Source organism: Alphaproteobacteria bacterium, assembly GCA_040220875.1.
In the GTDB taxonomy this organism is placed as follows: domain Bacteria; phylum Pseudomonadota; class Alphaproteobacteria; order JAVJVX01; family JAVJVX01; genus JAVJVX01.
The window spans coordinates 42,748-62,352 of sequence record JAVJVX010000005.1 but is presented as its reverse complement, the minus strand read 5'-3'; the positions used below and the strand labels follow the sequence as shown (position 1 = coordinate 62,352).

The 19,605-nt window shown below is 63.8% G+C and carries 20 protein-coding genes; 7 read left to right on the top strand and 13 right to left on the bottom strand.

The window, feature by feature from the left end; all coding sequences use genetic code 11:
* Positions 1-11 precede the first annotated feature (11 nt).
* The 3 genes from purQ to RLQ26_02565 are packed head-to-tail and all read right to left on the bottom strand — an operon-like array spanning position 12 to position 1,668.
* The gene (purQ, locus tag RLQ26_02575; protein ID MEQ9087609.1) at positions 12-701 is read right to left on the bottom strand and encodes a phosphoribosylformylglycinamidine synthase subunit PurQ; all 690 of its coding nucleotides are present in this window, start codon (positions 699-701) and stop codon (positions 12-14) included.
* Positions 698-937 (bottom strand): phosphoribosylformylglycinamidine synthase subunit PurS, encoded by a 240-nt coding sequence (gene purS, locus RLQ26_02570; GenBank protein MEQ9087608.1) that lies wholly within the window; start codon positions 935-937, stop codon positions 698-700. Before purS ends, purQ begins: the two co-directional genes overlap by 4 nt.
* Complete coding sequence (locus RLQ26_02565) at positions 934-1,668, bottom strand: phosphoribosylaminoimidazolesuccinocarboxamide synthase (protein ID MEQ9087607.1); 735 nt, start codon at positions 1,666-1,668, stop codon at positions 934-936. Before RLQ26_02565 ends, purS begins: the two co-directional genes overlap by 4 nt.
* 658 nt (positions 1,669-2,326) lie before the next feature.
* Between RLQ26_02565 and RLQ26_02560 the strand changes: the two genes are divergently transcribed.
* The gene (locus tag RLQ26_02560; protein ID MEQ9087606.1) at positions 2,327-3,676 is read left to right on the top strand and encodes a DUF1329 domain-containing protein; all 1,350 of its coding nucleotides are present in this window, start codon (positions 2,327-2,329) and stop codon (positions 3,674-3,676) included.
* Positions 3,677-3,751: 75 nt separating this feature from the next.
* Here the strand turns inward: RLQ26_02560 and RLQ26_02555 are convergent, their stop codons facing one another.
* Positions 3,752-4,525 carry an NRDE family protein gene (locus RLQ26_02555; GenBank protein MEQ9087605.1) on the bottom strand — a complete coding sequence of 258 codons (774 nt, stop codon included), beginning with the start codon at positions 4,523-4,525 and terminating at the stop codon, positions 3,752-3,754.
* 135 nt (positions 4,526-4,660) lie between these two features.
* Here RLQ26_02555 and RLQ26_02550 point away from each other — a divergent pair, with 135 nt between their 5' ends.
* Positions 4,661-4,981: a DUF1476 domain-containing protein gene (locus RLQ26_02550; GenBank protein ID MEQ9087604.1), complete on the top strand. Its 321-nt coding sequence runs from the start codon at positions 4,661-4,663 to the stop codon at positions 4,979-4,981.
* A gap of 17 nt (positions 4,982-4,998) precedes the next feature.
* On the opposite strand, the gene purB is transcribed toward RLQ26_02550, so the two are convergent.
* The 3 genes from purB to RLQ26_02535 all read right to left on the bottom strand — a co-directional run bounded on the left by purB (position 4,999) and on the right by RLQ26_02535 (position 8,369).
* Positions 4,999-6,297, bottom strand: a complete 1,299-nt coding sequence (gene purB, locus RLQ26_02545; GenBank protein MEQ9087603.1) for an adenylosuccinate lyase — start codon at positions 6,295-6,297, stop codon at positions 4,999-5,001.
* Between the two features lie 75 nt (positions 6,298-6,372).
* Entirely contained in the window at positions 6,373-7,440 is a 1,068-nt protein-coding gene (locus tag RLQ26_02540) for a glycosyltransferase family 1 protein (protein ID MEQ9087602.1), read from the bottom strand.
* Entirely contained in the window at positions 7,440-8,369 is a 930-nt protein-coding gene (locus RLQ26_02535; protein MEQ9087601.1) for a UDP-2,3-diacylglucosamine diphosphatase, read from the bottom strand. Before RLQ26_02535 ends, RLQ26_02540 begins: the two co-directional genes overlap by 1 nt.
* A 231-nt stretch (positions 8,370-8,600) precedes the next feature.
* On the opposite strand from RLQ26_02535, the gene RLQ26_02530 reads away from it, so the two are divergent.
* Entirely contained in the window at positions 8,601-9,524 is a 924-nt protein-coding gene (locus tag RLQ26_02530; protein MEQ9087600.1) for a YegS/Rv2252/BmrU family lipid kinase, read from the top strand.
* Positions 9,525-9,532: 8 nt separating this feature from the next.
* Here RLQ26_02530 and RLQ26_02525 read toward each other — a convergent pair whose 3' ends face one another.
* Positions 9,533-10,066 (bottom strand): histidine phosphatase family protein, encoded by a 534-nt coding sequence (locus tag RLQ26_02525; GenBank protein ID MEQ9087599.1) that lies wholly within the window; start codon positions 10,064-10,066, stop codon positions 9,533-9,535.
* A 148-nt stretch (positions 10,067-10,214) separates the two neighbouring features.
* On the opposite strand from RLQ26_02525, the gene RLQ26_02520 reads away from it, so the two are divergent.
* From RLQ26_02520 to RLQ26_02510, 3 genes are read left to right on the top strand one after another with little or no spacing between them, the layout of a single operon-like run.
* Complete coding sequence (locus tag RLQ26_02520; GenBank protein MEQ9087598.1) at positions 10,215-12,398, top strand: RNA degradosome polyphosphate kinase; 2,184 nt, start codon at positions 10,215-10,217, stop codon at positions 12,396-12,398.
* Positions 12,399-13,934 carry a Ppx/GppA family phosphatase gene (locus tag RLQ26_02515; GenBank protein MEQ9087597.1) on the top strand — a complete coding sequence of 512 codons (1,536 nt, stop codon included), beginning with the start codon at positions 12,399-12,401 and terminating at the stop codon, positions 13,932-13,934.
* A gap of 29 nt (positions 13,935-13,963) precedes the next feature.
* The gene (locus RLQ26_02510) at positions 13,964-14,434 is read left to right on the top strand and encodes a RidA family protein (protein ID MEQ9087596.1); all 471 of its coding nucleotides are present in this window, start codon (positions 13,964-13,966) and stop codon (positions 14,432-14,434) included.
* Positions 14,435-14,455: 21 nt separating this feature from the next.
* Here the strand turns inward: RLQ26_02510 and RLQ26_02505 are convergent, their stop codons facing one another.
* The 4 genes from RLQ26_02505 to sfsA form a co-directional block, all read right to left on the bottom strand.
* The gene (locus RLQ26_02505; GenBank protein ID MEQ9087595.1) at positions 14,456-15,478 is read right to left on the bottom strand and encodes a lipid A deacylase LpxR family protein; all 1,023 of its coding nucleotides are present in this window, start codon (positions 15,476-15,478) and stop codon (positions 14,456-14,458) included.
* A gap of 223 nt (positions 15,479-15,701) precedes the next feature.
* Positions 15,702-16,397 carry a DNA repair protein RadC gene (gene radC, locus RLQ26_02500; protein MEQ9087594.1) on the bottom strand — a complete coding sequence of 232 codons (696 nt, stop codon included), beginning with the start codon at positions 16,395-16,397 and terminating at the stop codon, positions 15,702-15,704.
* Positions 16,384-17,196 carry a type I methionyl aminopeptidase gene (gene map / locus RLQ26_02495; GenBank protein ID MEQ9087593.1) on the bottom strand — a complete coding sequence of 271 codons (813 nt, stop codon included), beginning with the start codon at positions 17,194-17,196 and terminating at the stop codon, positions 16,384-16,386. Before map ends, radC begins: the two co-directional genes overlap by 14 nt.
* 141 nt (positions 17,197-17,337) lie before the next feature.
* On the bottom strand, positions 17,338-18,078 hold the full coding sequence (gene sfsA / locus RLQ26_02490; GenBank protein ID MEQ9087592.1) for a DNA/RNA nuclease SfsA: 741 nt from the start codon (positions 18,076-18,078) through the stop codon (positions 17,338-17,340).
* Positions 18,079-18,287: 209 nt separating this feature from the next.
* Between sfsA and RLQ26_02485 the strand changes: the two genes are divergently transcribed.
* Positions 18,288-19,070 carry a molybdopterin-binding protein gene (locus RLQ26_02485; protein ID MEQ9087591.1) on the top strand — a complete coding sequence of 261 codons (783 nt, stop codon included), beginning with the start codon at positions 18,288-18,290 and terminating at the stop codon, positions 19,068-19,070.
* Positions 19,071-19,137: 67 nt separating this feature from the next.
* Here RLQ26_02485 and RLQ26_02480 read toward each other — a convergent pair whose 3' ends face one another.
* Positions 19,138-19,443, bottom strand: coding sequence for a hypothetical protein (locus tag RLQ26_02480; protein ID MEQ9087590.1), 306 nt, complete (start codon positions 19,441-19,443; stop codon positions 19,138-19,140).
* Positions 19,444-19,605: the final 162 nt, after the last annotated feature.

Below are 19,605 nucleotides of genomic sequence, written 5' to 3'. Positions count from 1 at the left end.
CCTGTCACCGGTCACGACAGCGCCGCCACGAGGCCGTCCAGCATTCGCTTGCCATCGGTTCCCCCCAACGCCGGCTCGGCGAGCCGCTCGGGGTGCGGCATGAGGCCCAGTATATTGCGCCGCTCGTTATAGATGCCGGCGATATTGCCGAACGAGCCATTCGGGTTGGCCGCCGCCGTCACTTCGCCTGAAGGCGTGCTGTAGCGGAAGGCGATACGACCCTCGCCCTCGAGCGTGCGCAGCGTATTGTCATCGGCATAATAGTTGCCGCCATGATGGGCGATCGGCATGCGGAGGGCCTCTCCCCGCTTCAGTCCCGCAGTGAAGACACCGCCAGTATCCTCGACGCGCACGTGTACATCGCGGCAGATGAATTTGAGGTTCGCATTGGCGAGCAGCACGCCGGGCAGGAGCCCGGCCTCGGTCAGGACCTGAAAGCCGTTGCAGATGCCGAGCACGGCCACACCCGCCTGCGCGCGCCGCCCCACCTCCTGCATCACCGGCGAATGGGCCGCCATGGCCCCGCAGCGCAGGTAATCGCCGTAGGAAAACCCGCCCGGCACGACGATCAGGTCGACCTCGGGCACCGTCCTGTCGCCGTGCCAGACCATGGCCGGCTCGCGGCCCATGCTGGCCCGCAGCGCCACCTGCACGTCCCGATCGCAATTTGAACCGGGAAAGACGATCACCGCCGCTTTCATGCGATCTCGATGTCGTAGGTCTCGATCACGGGATTGGCGAGAAGCCGCTTGCACATGGCCTCGACCTGCTGCCGCGCCGCCTCGGTCGATCCGGCCGCCACGTCCAGCTCGATGAATTTGCCCTGGCGTACGTTTTCGACCCCCTCGAACCCCATGCGGCTCAGCGCGTGGCCGATCTCGCTGCCCTGGGGGTCGAGCACGCCGCTCTTGAGCGTGATCCGGATACGGGCCTTCATGCCGCACTTTCCGGCAGGATGCCGAGCCGCCGGGCGACCTCCTGATAGGCCTCCGCAACGCCCCCCAGATCGCGGCGGAATCGGTCCTTGTCCATCTTCTCGTTGGTCTGCATGTCCCATAGCCGGCAATTGTCGGGGCTGATCTCGTCCGCGACGACAATCCGCATTTCATCGCCGTTCCACAACCGGCCGAATTCGAGCTTGAAATCCACAAGGCGCAGTCCAACGGCAAAGAAAAGCCCCGACAGCAGGTCGTTGACCCGGAGCGACATGGACATGATCTCGTCGAGGTCCTGCGGGCCGGCCCAGCCGAAGGCGGTGATGTGTTCCTCCGCGATGAGCGGATCGCCCAGCTCGTCGTTCTTGTAATAGTACTCGACGATCGAGCGGGGCAGGACGGTGCCTTCCTCGATTCCGAACCGCTTGCTGAGGGAGCCAGCCGCCACGTTGCGGATGACCACTTCGATCGGGATGATCTCCACTTCGCGGACGAGCTGCTCGCGCATGTTGAGGCGGCGCATGAAGTGGGTGGGAATCCCCACGTCCTGAAGGCGTAGCATCAGGTACTCGGAAATCCGGTTGTTCAGGACCCCCTTGCCATCGACAATGGCGTGCTTCTGGTTGTTGAAGGCCGTGGCGTCGTCCTTGAAATACTGAACGATCGTGCCGGGTTCCGGTCCCTCGAAAAGGACCTTGGCCTTTCCTTCGTAGATGCGCTTGCGCCTCGCCATACCTGGGGCAATCCTCGAAAAACTCCGGTGCCAGGGCGTCGGCGCCGAAAACCAGCGATAGGGACCGGTACACGGGCCCGGCCGGACAGGCGCATGATATAGCAACTGCTGGGCCGCAAAACAACGGGGCCGCGTTGTCTCCCGCCGCAGAATCGTCTGGCGCAAGGTATGATTTTTCCCTTTAATATCAAATATCTGGGAAATACCGGTCCGCCCGGCCCCGGTGCCGGAGAAAGGCCGGAGAAAGGCCGGAGAAAGGCCCGACAAGGGACAGCGTCCGCGGGGCGCGGGCGACCGCTCACGAATCTGTCAGGAACGGCAGCCAATTTTGTTGCGGGCGGGCGGCCGAGTTTATGGCATAAATTCACAAGTAAAGTCCTGGCGGTGCCGGAAGCGAGCCATAAGAGGAGGAGGCCTGCGCCGTCGGCGCATCCGCGCTACCCTGTCGGGCCAACCGGCAGAGGCGAACTGACACAGCAATATGCCCGAAGGCCGGTCGACACAACGAGGCCGATCAGGCCAGCAAGGGCCGGCCCGGGCCGAAACACGTCTGGCGGGCAGTGTCCCCTGCCGCCAGACCGGATCCCGGCCTTGGATGACAAGGTGGATCCGGCTGCCGAAAGGTGGCGGGAACAAACGGGGGCAGAGGAGCGAAAGCATGACGATCAGTTTTAACCACAAGAATTTCCTGAGAGCATTTCGACGGAGCTCAGTAGTCGGCGGTGCCGGTCTCCTGGCGGCGTCGTTGCTCGCCACCGGCGCATCAGCGGCGGAATTGACGCCCGGCTATGTCATCAATTCCGGCAACCTGGATCAGGCGCTGGAATCCACTTTCGACGGGACGAGGGTGGCGGATATGTTGCCGGAACGGATGCAATGGCTGGTTCGCAACCAGGGCCTGACCATCCCGCTGGGCACGCCGCAGGATAAACTGCCGTTTCCAGAGCGAATCACGGAAGCGACCGAAAAATATGCGGGACAGGCCCGGCTCAAGGACAATCTGATGCTTGAGAATTACCGCGCCGGCATCCCCTTTCCCGATGTCGACCTGAACGATCCCCAGGCCGGCGCCAAAGTGGTCTGGAACCACATTCACGGACGCCCGCGTAACGGCGACGGGAGTGACGGGACCGATATTCTCGTCCTGATCGACGGTGAAAGCGGGAGTTCCCGCCTGCAGCGCTGGCATTACACGCGCTGGTACGGGGCTGGCCGGATTACCGATGAGGTCCCGCAGGTCGATCCGCCGATCCTGTACAAGGAGCTTCTGTTCGCCCGCACTCCCCTGGATATCCGGGGGCTCGGCACGCTGACCATCCGGTGGAACGAGGACCGGTTCGACGCCATCTGGGCCTATGTCCGCACCGTCCGCCGGATTCGCCGGCTGTCGGGCGGCGCCTGGCTGGACGCCATTGGCGGCACTGACTTCCTGCGCGACGACATCGAGTTCAATGCCCTGCCGGCCTGGTACGAGGGCTTCAAGGTTGTTGGCACGCGCCGGATCCTCGCCATGACCTGGCCCGACGGCGCCAGCGAGGGCCAGGTGCGCCAGATGCGGGGCTATGCGCCAGAGGGGGACACCCTGGGCGCGCAGATGCCGCTACATGACGTCAAGACCGCGCCCTACTGGAATCCGGTGATCAAGTGGATTCCGCGGGAGGTCTACGTCGTCGACGCGCTAACGCCGATCGAACATCCCTACGGCCGGAAACTCGCCTATTTCGACACGGTGAACTACAACTACTACGCCACCGAGACGTTCGATAAAAAAGGTGAATTCTGGAAATGGCAGATGCAGTCTTTCGCCCCGGTGCCGTCAACGGATGGGTATGTCACCTCGGAAGGCAAGCCGGAAATCTGGCTCATCGTGCAGTCCGACAACATCTATGACTTCCAGCGCATGCACGGGACCATTTACGCGGCCGATATCGAGAATCGCAGCGTGAATGACCTGGCCCTCGCGGAAGAGGATGTTTCTGTCGCGGTTCTGGAACAGGCGGGCCGATAAGCCCGCCGCCGGTCCCTCCCCGGGGGGACGGTCGGAACACCGAGCCCGCCGGCCATTGCGCCGGCGGGCTTTTTTTCAGGCCAGGCTGATGGGCCGATAGGGCACCGTGCCGGGGCGGGCGGCCGAAAAGAGCCAGATGGGCCTCCGGTTTGGCCGGTCGGCCGCGGGCAGGGCCAGCAGGCTTGAACTGCACGTACCGAAATCGCGCCCATCGACCGCGTTCTCGAAAAAGATCGACAGCGCGCCCGCCGGGCCTTCTGCCGGATCATGTCCGGTATCCGCCATGAGCCGTTCCCAGCTTCGCCAATCGCCGGATTCGGGGTCGGGCACGGGAGCTGCTTCAAAGCGCGGCAGGTATCGGGCGATTCTGGGTGATGTGGGATCGTTGAGATCGGTTTCCGCCAGCATCGAAAATCCGTCCGGCAGACGCCGGACCTCAATACCGTTTTCCTCGGGGCCTGTGTTGCGGAGCCAGAACCCGTCGCGGTTGTCTATGAGGACCAGATTGAAAGTCCGATAGGCAGTCGGCTCGAGGGCCGCCAGCGCCTGGGCGGCCGCGGCGGCGTCCGCATGATCGAGGGCGTCGAGCACGATCTCGCCCCGGGAGCGTTTGTTCGGGGCCGGGCCCAGCGATTGCGCGCGGTTGAGGATGCAGGCGACCAGCCCGTGATTATTCACGCCGAGCCAGGTGCCGCCGGCCAGAAGGTCGCGCCCGGCGACCACCTCGGGCCGCTCGGGCCAGTGGCGCGCCGGCGAGGACCAGGGGCGATCCAGCATTTCGTCACGGTTGGCGGCCAGCAGGGCTGGCCAGGCATGACCCGGACGGCGGAGAAGGAGGACTGTGCACATGATGCTTTCGATAGTGCGGGGGCATCGTTATAACAGCAAGAGTCGAGTGCCGGATTCGGCCGTCCCAAGGTTGCCGGCGGCGCCCCGTCCCGGGGCCCGGCACGGGATACGAAAAACTCAAGCAGCGGAAAGCAAATGAGCGGTTTTAACGAGCGTGAAAAAGGCCAGATGGCCAAGATCCATCACGACGAAGAGATGCATTTCCGCGCGGTCCAGCGCCGGAACAAGCTTCTCGGCCTGTGGGCGGCGGAACTTCTGGGAAAGTCGGGCGCGGACGCCGACGCCTACGCGCGCGAGGTGATTGAAAGCGATTTCGAGAAGCCGGGCGTTGACGATGTGATCGAAAAGATCATGAAGGATTTCGAGCAGTCGCCTGTGGATATGACGGAAGAGCGCTTGCGCAAGCAGCTGGACCGGTTTTTCGCCGAAGCGGTGGAGCAGATAAAGGCTCAGTAGCCGCCGGCTGCGGGTGGCTAGGCCCGGCCGAACACCCGCTCGAAGATCATATCGACATTACGGGTATGGTAGGCGGGATCGAAAAGCGCGTCGATCTCGCCAGCCGAAAGCCTGGCCGCCACATCTGGATCCTGCTTCAGAAGCCCGGCGAACGCTGTCCCCGTCTCCCAGCACGTCATGGCGTTGCGCTGAACAAGCTCGTAGGCGTCCTCCCGGCTGACGCCCGCCTGGGTCAGGGCCAGAAGGACTCGCTGCGAATAGACCAGGCCGCCGAGGCGGTCGAGATTGGCCCGCATCGTCTCCGGGTAGACCACGAGGCGTTCGATGACATTGGCCAGGCGCGCGAGGGCGAAATCGAGCGTGACCGTAGCGTCGGGCGCGATCATGCGCTCCACTGAAGAGTGCGAAATATCCCGCTCGTGCCAGAGCGCGATGTTCTCCATGGCGGGAACCACGGCGGATCGCACGATTCGGGCCAGGCCGGTCAGGTTTTCGGTCAGAACAGGGTTGCGTTTGTGCGGCATGGCGCTCGAGCCCTTCTGGCCCGGCGCGAAGAACTCCTCCGCTTCGCGTACCTCGCTGCGCTGAAGGTGACGGATTTCCGTCGCGAGATTCTCGACCGACCCGGCGATGACGCCCAGCGTCGCAAAAAACATGGCGTGCCGGTCGCGCGGGATCACCTGCGTCGAGATCGGCTCGGGCCGCAGGCCCAGTTTTTTCGCAACATGTTTTTCGACATGGGGGTCGATATTGGCGAAGGTGCCGACGGCGCCCGAAAGGGCACATGTGGCGATTTCGGCGCGGGCCGCCTCCAGGCGCTGGCGCGCCCGGGCGAAGGCGGCGAAATGCCCCGCCAGCTTGAGGCCGAATGTGGTGGGCTCGGCATGGATGCCGTGGCTGCGTCCGACACAAACCGTCATCTTGTGTTCGAAGGCGCGGCCTTCGATCGCATCCAGCAACGCGTCCAGATCGGCCAGCAGCAGGTCGCTGGCGCGGACCAGTTGCACCGCGAGGCAGGTATCGAGGACATCGGACGAGGTCATGCCCTGGTGCACGAATCGGGCTTCCGGCCCGACATGCTCGGCCAGATTGGTGAGGAAGGCGATGACGTCGTGGTGCGTCTTGCGCTCGATCTCGTCGATCCGCCCGACTTCGAACCGGCCTTTTTCCCAGACTGCCCGGGCGGCTTCTTTCGGGATGACCCCCAGTTCCGCCTGGGCGTCCGAGGCATGGGCCTCGATTTCAAACCAGATCTGAAACCTGCTTTCAGGCGCCCAGATATCGGCCATCTGGGGCCGGCTGTAACGGGGTATCATGGATTGGCCATCCTGACGGAAGGGTGGGAACGGACGGCTCTTCTGATACCACGATTATCCGCGGATTTGAAAGTTTCAGGAGAAGGCGGCGGCTGTGGCGTGGTCCCCGGCCGATTGCGGCCGGGTCGGTGTCAGATTGGCGAGAAACTGGGCGGCGCTGCGCGCCCAGGTAAAGCGGAGCGCATAGGCGCGGGCCACCTCGCCCGGGATGTCGAGCGCCGCCAGTGCCGCCCGTCCGAGGTCATCGTCCAGGATGCCGGGCGCCGGATCGTCGGACCTGTGCTCCGCCAGCACGTCGCGCGGGCCGGTCACGGGATAAGCCGCCACCGGCACGCCCGAGGCCATCGCCTCGAGAAGGACATTGCCGAACGTATCGGTCAGGCTGGGGAAAACGAAGACATTGGCGGCCGCATAGTGCCGGGCCAGCTCTTCGCCATGCTTGGCGCCCGCGAAATGGACGTCCGGATAAGCACGGCGCAGTGTTTCGAGCTGGGGGCCGTCGCCGACGACCATCTTGGTGCCGGGCAGGTCGAGCTCGAGGAAGGCCGTGATATTCTTTTCCACCGCCACCCGCCCGGTATAGAGAAACAGCGGCCTTTCGAGCGGAAGGAATGCGGTCTCGCGGCATTCCGGGCGCGGGTGGAAGATTTCCACATCCACGCCGCGGGTCCAGGGGACGAGGTTCTCGAACCCCCAACCGGCGAGTTCCTCCCCGACCGAAGGAGTCGCTACCATGGTCTGGCTGGCGGTGCTGTGGAACCAGTGAAGAAACCGGTAGCTGAGACGGATTGGAATGCCGAAACGGGCGTGGACGTATTCCGGGAACTTTGTGTGGAAGGATGTCGTGAAGGCCAGATCTCGCCGGCGGCAGACGCGCCTCGCGGCGAGGCCGAGCGGCCCTTCCGTCGCGATGTGAATGGCCTCAGGCGCGAAAGACCCGATGATCCGCGCGATCTTCCGCCCCGGCAGAAGCGACAGCCGGATTTCCGAATACGTGGGGCAGGGGATGGAGCGAAACTGGTCCGGGGTTATGAGGAGGATTGTGTGTCCGGCTTTTTCCAGTTCCCGGCCGATAGCGTCCAGCGTGCGAACCACGCCGTTGATCTGGGGAAACCAGGCGTCGGTGACAATCAGAACGCGCATCAGGACTCCGTGCCGAGTGGTGCGGGATGGTGGCGTGCCAGGGGGACAGGAATCTCCTCCGGGCCGGATATCGGCGCCTCGCCCGAATCGCCCGAATCGCTCGTCGCCGCGGGCTTCTTGTCTTTTTTCCGCTTCTTCCGCCTGACTTCCTTGGGCGACAATCCGGCACTTACGAAATCCGGTTCGACCCACTGGATGATCTCAAGCCGGCCATCGTAATGCTCGACGAGTGCGGTGCAGCTTTCTACCCAGTCCCCGTCATTGCAGTACAGAATGCCGTCCATGTCGCGAATCTCGGCCCGGTGGATATGGCCGCACACCACGCCGTCGAAACCCCGCCGCCGGGCTTCCTCGCTCAGGCTGTTTTCGTACTGGCTGATATATTCGACCGCGTTCTTGACCCGGTCCTTGAGGTAGGCCGACAGCGACCAGTATTTGTAACCGAACCGGTCGCGCAGCACGTTGAACCAGTGATTCAGCGTCAGGGCCAGATTGTAGGCCATGTCCCCGAGCACGGCGAGCCACTTGGCGTATTTTACGATTCCGTCGAACTCGTCGCCATGAATGACGAGGAGCCTGCGGCCGTCCGCTGTGGTGTGGACGGCTTCCAGCATGAAGTGAATTTCGCCGAATTCGATGTTGCAGTAGTGACGCGCGCCCTCGTCGTGGTTGCCCGGGACATAGATGACGCTCGTGCCGTGCTTGGCCTTTTTGAGGATCGCCTGGATGACATTGTTATGGCTTTGCTGCCAGTACCAGTTGCGGCGCATGCGCCAAAGATCGACGATATCGCCCACGAGGTAGAGAAAATCGCAATCGTGATGCTTGAGGAAATCGTGGAGAAACGCCGCCTTGCAGCCCCGGGTGCCGAGATGCGTGTCCGAGATCCAGATGGTCCGGTATTTTTGCTTGAGCGGTTTTGCGGCCATGGGTCACCTGCCTGTGCCACCCCCGGGGAAAAATCGTGCTGGGTCAAATTCTTGTGGCTTCGAGGCGCGCGCATCCTAGATATGGATGGATGTTAGTTATGTTACGGATTGCATAATCTTTGATGACAGTGAGCGGTTTCGCGCGAACCTCGTGGCCGGGACGGTGCGCGCAGGCTATACCTCTGCTCCTTGCGGGCCCGGCTGTTATTGACCGGGAAGGGGGAAGCGAAGGTGCGAGATTATCCGGAAGAGGCGGGGGCGCCCGTCCTGCCGCGCGACCGCCGGCTTGCGATCATTTTCAATCCGACGGCCGGGATGCGCGCCCGCGCGAGGCTGACCCCGGTGCTCCGCCGGCTCGAAGCGGCGGGCGCGAAAGTTGACCTGCGGGCAACCGGCTGCCGGGGCGATGGCGAGCGTATCGCCGCCGGCATCGGACGACAGGACGCGGACGTGCTTGTCGTGGCTGGCGGAGACGGGACGCTGAACGAAGTTCTCAACGGCCTTACAGCGGAGAGCCCGCCCCTCGGCGTCATTCCACTCGGCACGGCCAACGTGTTCGCGGCCGAAATCGGGCTTGGCACCTCTGCTCGCGATGTGGCCGAGACGCTCCTGCACGGACAGGCCTGGCCTCTCCGGCCGGGCCGGGTGAATGGCCGGCGTTTTCTGATGATGGCCGGGGCCGGGTTCGACGCCGATGTCGTCCAGGGCGTGCACCCGGGTCTGAAACGGCTGCTTGGAAAAGGCGCCTACGCGTTTCAGATCATGAAGGAATTCGCGATCCTCGACCCACCCCGTCTGACCTGTCGGGTGGAAGCACAATCGGTCGATGTCGCCGCCTGCATCCTGGCCAAGGGAAAACATTATGCCGGGCGGTTTGTGCTGGCGCCGCGCGCCGACATCGCGCGCTCCGATTTCGAGGCCGTTCTGTTCCGGCGGGGCCGGCGCCGCGACGTCCTGCGGTACCTTCTGGCGCTGCCGTTCGGGCGCCTCTGGCGCGTGCCCGGCGTGGAACTCCGCCGCGTAACCATGCTGGAGATTACCGGGCCGGCTGGCCTGCCCGTCCATGCCGACGGCGATATCGTGACCCGTCTGCCGGTCACGGTCGATATGGCGCCCGAAACCTTTTACGTGCTGCGCGCGACCCGCACGCCGTAGGGGTCCACTCAGTCCTCGTCAAGATCGCGTGGATAGGCGAGATCGGTCAGGCGGCCCGTGCCTGGCGTCAGGGTGGCCCATGCCGTGATGCCAAGGTCGAGGCAGGCGAGGGCACAGGTCGGGAATTTTTCACGAATCCGGGTGACATCGGCCGGCTCTCCCTGACCGGCCAGTTCCGCGGCCAGATCGGCCAGTCCCGGATTGTGACCGATCAGAAGAACCGTGCCGGTCTGCTCATCGAGACGCTGCAGGCACCGCAGAAGCGTGCGGGAGCCGGCCATGTAGAGCGAGTCCGTCGTCTCGATCCGCATCGACGGGGGCAGCAGCCCGATCATGTTGGCCAGGGTTTCGCGGGTCCGGAACGCGGCTGAACACAGGACAAGATTTGGCCGATAGCCCCTGGCTGCCATATACTGCGCGATCTGGCGGGCGTCGCGAATGCCGCGCGGGGTCAGCGGGCGTTCCGAATCGAGCTCCCCGGCGCGTCCCGGCCGGGCCTTGGCGTGACGCAAAATGTAACAAATCTTTCTTGATTCCGTCACAATATGGGCTCCGTAGACAGCGATGCTCCCAGCGCCCGGCAGACTGATCGTTCCTGCCGTGGCCACACAATACGCGCGCCACGCGCCCGTCGGAAGGGGGAGCGGGCCGGGGCGGGGCGACCAAAAAAGGGGTCGAGGCTTGACGGAAATGGAAAAGGGCGACGTGACGAAACTCGCGCCGGAAGAAGATTACAGCGTACCGTCGCGCACCGAGCGGTCGCCGGACCAGGAGCAAAGCCGCTACATCGACCGGGAACTTTCCTGGCTCGCCTTCAACGAACGCGTGCTGGATGAAGCCCATAATCCCGACCACCCGCTCCTCGAACGGCTGCGCTTCCTCTCCATTTCAGCCAGCAACCTCGATGAATTCTACATGGTCCGCGTCGCTGGGTTGAAAGGCCAGGTCCGGGCGGGCGTGAAGGAGCTTGGCTTCTCGGGGCTGCTGCCGCAAGAAACGCTTGAACAGATTCATGCACGCGCCCTCCTGCTTATCCAGCGCCAGCAGGCCTGCTGGCTGACCTTGAAGACGGCTCTGAGGGCGGAAGACATCTCCGTTATCGAGCCGGAAGAGACGACCCCCTCGGATCGCGACTGGCTGGGTAATTTTTTCGACGAGAATATTTTCCCGATGCTGACGCCGCTGGCGGTGGACCCCGCGCACCCGTTTCCTTTCATGCCGAATCTCGGCTTTGCCATCGCGCTTGAATTTGTGCGCTCGGCTGATGGCGAGAAACTCAACGCGCTCATTCCCGTGCCCCAGGCCCTGGACCGGTTTGTCTGGCTGCCGGGAGACTCGCCCCGTTGCCTGCCGCTCGAACGTGTGATCGAGATGTTTCTCGGCCGGCTCTTTCCCGGCTTTGAATGTCGGGAAATCGGCTTTTTCCGCATCATCCGCGACAGCGACATCGAGATTGAAGAAGAAGCGGAAGACCTTGTCAGCAGTTACCTGTCGGCCCTGAAGCGCCGTCGGCGCGGATCTGTCATTCGTCTCAAGATCAATGCCGGCATGGCGCCGCAGCTTCGCCGACTGGTGTTCGACGAATTGGGCGTGAACGAGCAAGACGACGTCTTTGAGCTCGATGACCTGCTCGGGCTCCGCGACCTGTCGCAACTGATCGTATCCAATCGGCCGGACCTGCTTTTCAAGCCCTATAATCCCCGGTTTCCCGAGCGGATCCGCGAGGCCAACGGCGATTGTTTCGCGGCCATCCGGCAAAAGGATTTCGTCATTCACCACCCTTATGAGAGTTTCGACGTGGTGGTGCAGTTCCTGCGCCAGGCGGCAGCCGATCCGCATGTCATTTCGATCAAGCAGACGCTTTACCGTACGAGCCAGAATTCACCGATCGTCCAGACCCTGATCGAAGCGGCCGAAAGCGGTAAGTCCGTGACGGCGATGGTGGAGCTCAAGGCGCGGTTCGACGAGGAGGCCAATATCCGCTGGGCCAAGGACATGGAGCGCGCTGGCGTTCAGGTCGTCTACGGCTTCGTGAACAAGAAAATTCATGCCAAGCTGTCGATGGCCACCCGCCGGGAGGGGCTTGGGATCCGCACCTATGTTCATTACGGCACGGGCAACTACCACCCGGTGACGGCGAAGATCTACACGGATCTCTCGTACTTCACCTGCGATCCGGTGCTGTGTCGCGACGCGGCCCTGATTTTCAACTACATGACCGGCTACGCCGAGCCCGAAGGGCTTGCCAAGGTTTCGATCTCGCCCATTGACCTGCGCGAGACGCTCTATGAGTTGATCGACGACGAGATCCGCAACGCGCGGGCTGGAAAGCCGGCGCAAATCTGGGCGAAACTGAATTCACTGGCGGACCAGGGGGTTATCGACAAGCTGTACGAGGCCTCGGAGGCGGGGGTCGAAATCGATCTCGTGATCCGGGGGATCTGTTGCCTGCGGCCGGGCGTGCCGGGCCTGTCATCCAATATCAGGGTGAAGAGCCTGGTCGGCCGGTTCCTCGAACATTCCCGCATTGCCTGTTTTGCCGCCAGCCAGCCGCTCCCGAGCCGGCAGGCGAAGGTCTTTATCTCGTCTGCCGACTGGATGCCGCGTAATCTCAACCGACGGGTCGAGGCTTTCGTCCCGGTGGAAAACGAGACGGTGCATGAACAAATTCTCGACCAGATCATGGTCGCCAACCTGAAGGACAACGTCCAGAGCTGGAATCTGCGACCCGACGGCGATTACGAGCGGGAAAAACCGGGGGATGACAGATTTAGCGCGCATAACTACTTTATGACCAACCCGAGTCTCTCGGGCCGCGGCAAGGCCCTCACGGATGGCGGAGCGGTCCCGCGTCTGATCCTGGACAATGACTGAGTGAACGACCCCGATTTTCTGGCGCCCGATTCGCTGGATCCCCCGCCCCTGGCCGTCATCGACATCGGCTCGAACTCCGTCCGGCTGGTGATCTTCCAGATGCTGGGGGCCTTTCCGGTCGTCCTGTTCAACGAAAGCCTGTCCTGCCGTCTCGGCAAGGGGCTGGACAAGACCGGCCGCCTCAACCCCGACGGCGTCAAAATGGTCTTTGACAATCTGCCGCGGTTCCGCGCCGTCTGTGATGCGATGGATGTCTCGCATATGACGCCGCTCGCCACGGCCGCGGTCCGCGACGCGTCGGACGGCGCCGAATTCGTCCGCGCCGCGGCCCGGATTCTCGGGACGGAAATCCAGATACTGACCGGCGACCAGGAGGCGGTGACCTCGGCCGAGGGTGTGCTGCGCGGCATTTATGATGCTGACGGAATTGTCTGCGACATGGGCGGCGGGAGCATGGAACTGGCCATGGTCGAGAAGGGCACGGTCGGTGAGACGGTCACGCTGCCGCTTGGCTCCATGCGCCTCGAACAACCCGGCAGCGATCGCCGGCGGAAGATGCAGGACCACGTCGCCCGGGAGCTCGCGGGCGTATCCTGGCTGGACCAGGGTTCCGGCCGCAGCGCCTATCTTGTTGGCGGCGCGTGGCGCGCGCTGGCCCGCGCGCACATGCATCTGTCGGGCTATCCGGTAAAGATGGTGCACAATTATGCCTTGTCCGCCCAGGAGGCTCGCGAGGCTGCCAATGTCATGCTGACCATCGAAAGCGCCATTCTGGGCGCCGTGCCGCGGATGAGCCGCAAGCGGATCGAGACCATGCCGTCGGCCGCCATCGGGTTGCTTGGGGTGCTCGACCACATGCGGCCGCGCCAGGTGGTGTTTTCCACCTACGGGTTACGCGAAGGCCGCATCTTCGGGCACATGCCGCCCAACGGTCCCGAGCACGACTGGTTCCTGGCCGCGGCGGCGGATTATGCGCGGCGGACAATTCATGAAAGTCTTTCGGCCGATGTTCTTGTCAAATGGGCTGAGCCGCTTTTCGAGGATGCCTCCCGCGCGCATCGCCGGATTTTCCTGGGCGCCTGCCATCTGAGCAATCTTGGCTGGGCGGATCACCCCGAGGATCGCGCCTATCACGTCATGAACCGCTGTCTCAGGATCGCCGTGCCGGGGCTCGATCACCCGTCCCGGGCCTTCATCGCGCTCGCGCTGTTCCGGCGGTACAATGGTGAGTTGAGCGACGAACGCCTGTCGCGCCTCGATGGGCTTTTGTCGGTGGCCGAAAAGAACGAGGCGGTCACCCTTGGCCTCGTCCTCCGATTGGCGTATTTCATTTCCGCCGGAGACTCGCGGGTGCTCGCCGCCACCCGGCTGCATCGGGCCGACGGCAAGCTCGTCCTCAGCGTGGGCTCGGTGGCCCAGCCGTTTTTGGGGGACGTCGTGCACCGCCGCCTGGATGATCTGGCCAAGGCACTCGGACTCAACCCCGTCCTCGTCATCGAGGGTGAGGGCGGGAGGGCGGATTCCCGGCGCGCCTGAGCCAAACGCAAACCAGAGGGAGAGGTTTCTTGGGAAAGATTGATACCCGGTTGACGGAACTCGGCATTACCCTGCCGCAACCGCAAAAAGCGAAAATCGCCAAAATTCTCGGTTATGCGATGACGGGCAATTTACTCATGATCTCGGGCCAATTGCCGCAATGGGAAGGCGACATTCGCTTCAAGGGCAAGGTTGGCCAGGAATTCAGTCTCGCCGAGGGGCAGGAGGCGGCCCGGCTCAGTGCCCTCAACGTCCTGGGTCAAGCCTACAAGGCGCTCGACGGCGATCTCGACCGGGTGCGCCGCGTGGTCAAGGTCAACGGCTTCGTCAATTGTACGCCCGACTTCGACGAGGTCGCCCAGGTCGTCAACGGCGCTTCCGAACTGATTATCGATGTTTTTGGCGACGCTGGACATCACGCGCGGGTTGCTGTCGGCGCGACCACGATGCCGTTCGGTGTTGCGGTCGAGATTGAGGCGATCATGGAAGTGTCCCCCTAGAACGGGGCCGGGGGCCAACGCTCAGAAATTCCAGGAAATCGCAAAGGAGCCGAACCGGTCGCCGGCGGTCTGCGTGTCGAATTCGCGCGACCGCCAGACATGCGTGTAGGTAAGACGGACCCCGTAGATCCGGACGGCGAGCCCAGCCTGATAATCGGCCACCAGAAAATTCTTGTTGACGTTCAGGCTGTCGGAAACGGTGTTGCCATCCAGAAAGATATTGTGGCCGACCGCCCGGGCCCCGGCTCCGGCGAAGAGATACCAGGCGAACCCATCCTGGGGCTGCAGCACGCTGGAGCCCGCCAGATTGGGCTGGATGCGGTGTGTGCCGAAATCGTCGGCCAGATCGTCACCGAGGCGCAATGTCACTTCGCCGCCGGCATAGGTGAAGATATTGCCAAGGCTGAGGTTGGCGCCGGGGATGATGTCCAGTTCCAGCCCCTCGGCAGACAGAGCTCCAAGGGGCGGGCTTTGCCAGAGAGCGGCCCGCCATTTGGTCCGATAAAGGAAGACCAGCCCCGGTTCGGTCTTGAGCTGGTTTTCCCAGCCGTTCGGTCTCGGGCTGTTGATGACCTTGTGCCAGTTGATCTGGGTTTCATCCGCAAGGGAGCCGGGGCCGATCACGCCGAGATCAATTTCGATTTCGTCGATGCGGCGGTCGCCGCGCCGCTCCGTCAGGATCAGCCCGCCATAGAGCCAGCCGGCATAAGGCCGGTCATCGGGAATGGGATCGGTCCGGCTGATATCCTCGGGCGTATACATGTTCTGGCCGATGGCACCGCCCACCCATCGGGCGCGGGCAAGTCCGTGGTCAGGCGCAAGAAGGTCGATCAGATGCGAGAGAGGTCGTGTCCAGGCTGGGAACGCCTCGACCGGGGAGACCCAGGAGAGGCGCAGCCCGTTCGTGAAATGCCGGTCGGTCGCGCCGGGGATGAATTTGTCGTTCTCGACCACGAGATTGAGCGAGGTCGGCGCGGAATCCACCTCCGGGTCCGCGGCGAGAGCCGGCGCCACTCCTGTCGCCAGTCCCATTGCCAGTCCCATTGCCAGCGCGATCTTCGCGCTCCTCAGGGCTGCGTCGCGGCCGCTGACGTGGCCAAGCGGGGAACGGGGTGTGGAACGGGGCGGCGTCAATTCCGGCCTCCTTCGCGTTGTCCGGGGCGCCTGTCGCGATCTCGGCTCCTGCCGGGAACCTTGAACGGAATTTGCGACAATTCTGTGATCGGGGGCAGTTGCGGCGCAAGCCCCAGGGTGACTTGAGGCGGACCTAAAGAAGTCCCTTTGACTTCAGGGAGACGTGGCCCGTCCGCGCCACGATGATATGGTCGTGAACCGTCACGCCCAGCTTCGCGCCCGCTTCTGCCACTTCGCGTGTCATGTCGATATCGGCGGGCGAGGGGGTCGGATCGCCCGATGGATGATTATGGACGAGGATGATGGCCGACGCCCCGATTTCGAGGGAGCGACGGATGACCTCCCGCGGATAAAGCGGCGTGTGGTCAATGGTCCCTTTCTGCTGAACCTCGTCGGCGAGAAGTGCGTTCTTCTTGTCGAGGAACAGGACGCGGAACTGCTCGATATTCTCGAAGCCCATCGAAACCCGCACATAATCCAGCACCGCGTTCCATGAGGAAAGGACGGGGCGTTTGTAAACCTTCTCTCGGGCCATGCGGATGGCGGCGGCCTGGGCCACCTTCAGCGCATGGGCCGCCTGCGGTCCGATGCCCTTGATTTTCTGGAGTTCCGCCGGGCTGGCGGCCAGTACGCCGGCGAAGCTGTCGAAACGCCTGAGAAGCGCCTTCGCCGATGGCTTCACGTCACCGCGCTGGATGACCGGGAACAGCAGCAGTTCCAGCAGCTCGTAATCGCTGACCGCGTCGCTGCCCGATTTCATGAATCTGTCGCGCAGTCTTTCGCGATGGCCCGCCTGGTCGGGCCGCGAGGGCGGGTCACCTTTGCTCATAGGGTGGCGCGTGCCAGTTCCGGGGCGAGAGGGTGAAGATTTCGCAACCGGCCGCCGTTACGCCGATGGAATGCTCGAACTGGGCGGAGGGCTGCCGGTCACGCGTTACCGCGGTCCAGCCGTCCTCGAGGACCTTAACCTCGAACCCGCCGGCATTGATCATCGGTTCGATGGTGAAGAACATGCCTTCCCGTATTACGGGGCCTTGTCCCGGCTCGCCGTAATGGAGAATGCTCGGCGGCTGGTGGAAGATCCGGCCCAGCCCATGACCGCAAAAATCACGCACGACGGAAAACCGGTTGGCTTCGGCATGGGTCTGAATGGCGTGGCCGATATCGCCAAGCGTCGCACCCGGGCGCACAGCCTCGATCCCCTTCATCAGGCATTCATAGGTGACCTGGACCAGCTTGCGCATCTTCACACCGACCTTGCCGACATAGAACATGCGGCTCGTGTCGCCATGCCAGCCATCCAATATGGGCGTCACGTCGATATTGACGATATCGCCGTCCTTGAGCCGCTTGTCGCCGGGAATGCCGTGACAGACGACGTGGTTGACCGAAGTGCAGACGGATTTGGGAAACCCCTTGTAGTTAAGCGGCGCCGGGCGGGCGCCCGCATGAACCTGAAAATCGTGGCACAGCTGGTTCAGCTCTTCCGTCGTGACGCCCGGCCGGACATGGGGGGTGATGAAGTCAAGCGTCTCCGCCGCCAGGCGACCTGCCCGGCGCATGCCCTCGAATTCTTCGGGGCCGTGGAGCTCGTATTCGGAATCTCGCGCCGTCCAGGGCGTTTCCATGCCTGATTACCTCTCTGTCGCGTCCCGGGATCGGTCCGGGCGCACCGGGCTGACGCATAGAATTAAGGACTAACCGGCCCGTCGACAAGGGTTGTCGGCTCCGAAACCGCTGAAACGGGGCCTCCCGGCGGTGCCGACCCGTCAGCCCGGCGGGCGATCGGGCCAGATCACCGGTATCGGATCGGTGATCGAAAGGGCGGTCAGGCTGAGGTCGCACTGATAGGCGAGGAAGGCCACCCCTGCTTCGCGGGCGGCCCAGGCGGCGGCGGCATAATCGGGATCGATATCGCCGGCCACGGCGAACCGGTCGCAATCCATGCGCTGGACCACGTAAAGGACAACCGCCCGGTGTCCGGCCCGGGTCATGGCGGCGAGTTCGCGCATGTGCTTGGCGCCCCGGCGGGTCACGGTGTCGGGAAACTCGGCCAGCCCGCCCGGTGCCGTGCCGTTACGCCGCAGATGTACGTTCTTGACCTCGAGATAGGTATCGGGTCCCCTGGCGCTGCTCAGCAGGAAGTCGATCCGCGAATTCTCGCCATAAGGCACTTCCGCGCGAAGCGTGCCGAACCTGGCGAGGGGCGCGATCCGGCCGCCGTCGAGCGCTTCGCGGACGAGCCGGTTGGGGTGATGGGTGTTGATCCCGACAAGCCCCGAAGCGGTCTCGATCATCTCCCAGGAATAGGGCAGCCTGGCCTTGGGGTTGCGCGCGGGGGCCAGCCAGACCCGCGCCCCCGGCGTCGTCAGCCCCGTCATCGCGCCCGGGTCCGGGCAATGGACCGTCACGGGCGCGCCATCCGGCGCCGAGTCGAGCCGGACATCGGCCAGGAATCGCTTGTAGCGCCGGATAAGCCGGGCCGGGATCAAAGGCTTGTCGAAATCCATGGAAAGATCGTCCCGAAACGCGGCGGAGCATGACGGTGATTGGCGGGCACGTCAAACCGGGGCAGCGACCGGATCGAAATGGCTAGAGACACCGACAGTGTCTGGCTAGAATGCGCCGCAACCGGGCAGGCATTGGGGTCGCCGGCCCGGCCCCGCCACCTGACCCTGGTGCCTGACCACGCCACCCCTGACCCGGAGAAATCGATCTCATGAATGGCAGCGTTCCTCCGGCCGAAAGCAAATCCGCCACCGTTACGGCGGCGATGGTGATCATCGGGAACGAGATTCTGTCGGGCCGCACGGCGGACAAGAACCTCAACTACCTGGCGACCAAGCTGACGAAGGCCGGGGTGCGGCTGATGGAAGTGCGCGTTGTGCCGGACCTCGAGGAGATGATCGTCGAGGCGGTAAATGCGTTGCGGACGCGCCACGATTACGTCTTCACCACGGGCGGCATCGGTCCCACCCATGACGATATCACCGCCGGCGCTATTGCCCGGGCCTTCGGTGTCCGGCTGATCCGTCATCCCGAGGCGGAAGCCCTGCTGCGCGCCCATTACAGCGAGGATCGGCTGAACGAGGCGCGTCTCTCCATGGCCGACACGCCCGAAGGGGCCGATCTCGTGACCAATCCCGTCAGCGCCGCGCCCGGGTTCCGGATGGAGAATGTTTTTGTCATGGCGGGCGTGCCCACCGTGATGCAGGCCATGACCGACGAGGTGGTCCCGAGGCTGCGCGCGGGCGCGCCGGTGCTCAGCCAGACGGTCGCCGCTGATCTCGGCGAGGGAACGGTGGCGGCGGGGCTTGCCGATATTCAGACCGCCTATCCGGCGCTCGATATTGGCAGCTATCCGTATTTCCGCGACGGCAAGTTCGGGACCTCGCTGGTCGTGCGCGGGACCGAGCGCGCGGCGATTGCGCGCGCGGCGGCCGAGATCGCGGCCCTCGTGACCGACCTGGGCGCAGCGCCGCAGATCGGCGAGATCGAGTAAGGCTGGCGGCGGGAACCGGTCCGGCTGCCAGGCTGTCAGGCGGTCAGCCAAGCTGTCAGCCAAGCTGTCAGAATGTCACGCTGTCGCCGGAACGGGCGTCGAGCCCGCCCGGCGCGTCCGGCGCACCCGAAGCGGGCGGCACGCCATCGGGTGACAGCGCCCCGGGCGCCGTGGCGGGCCCGCTGCTGTCGGGCGTCTCGATGAAGTATTTATAGCCGAGGACCAGCACAGTCAGGATGACGAGCCACGTCACCAGATTCTGCAATGCCTTGCCCGGCCCGCCGTGAAAGAGAAAACGCCAGCCGCCGCGCGAGAAAAGAAAGATCAGTATGGCGATGAGGGCGACGAGGCCCACCCAGTGAAAACCCTGCATATCTCGCTCTTGCTCGATTGATCCGGAATATCCTGCCAGTGCCGGGCCATCCGGCGATCACCCATCTACCCCTCGACAGGATCGGTTCGTCAACCTGATTTTCAGGATGGCGGCGGCCGGGCGGGCGGACCTGACCCGTTCCCCGCCTGTTTTTCTTCTTCT